The organism is Microvirga pakistanensis (assembly GCF_004458765.1).
Classification (GTDB): Bacteria; Pseudomonadota; Alphaproteobacteria; order Rhizobiales; family Beijerinckiaceae; genus Microvirga; species Microvirga pakistanensis.
Window position 1 is genome coordinate 1 of record NZ_SPJX01000011.1, and the last position, 223, is coordinate 223.

The 223-nt window shown below is 67.3% G+C and carries 1 protein-coding gene; it reads right to left on the bottom strand.

The window, feature by feature from the left end; genetic code table 11:
• On the bottom strand, positions 1 to 223 hold a 223-nt coding region (locus tag E4K09_RS00045), incomplete at both ends, for a tetratricopeptide repeat protein (protein ID WP_134494038.1).

Genomic DNA, 223 nt, shown 5'->3' on the forward strand with positions numbered 1-223 from the left:
TCGGGCCCCAGGCCTCGAAGAACTGGACGAGCTGCTTGCGCGCGCCGTCGTCGTTCCAATTGCGGTCGCGCCGAACGATTTCAAGGAGGTGATCGACCGCTTCCTCGCGCTTTCCCCGCGCGTTGAGCGCGATCGCCAGATCGAAGCGCGCCTGATGATCGAGCGGATCGGCCTGGACCCTGCGCTGAAGCTCGGCCGCATCGCCGAGCGAACCGGCCTGCTC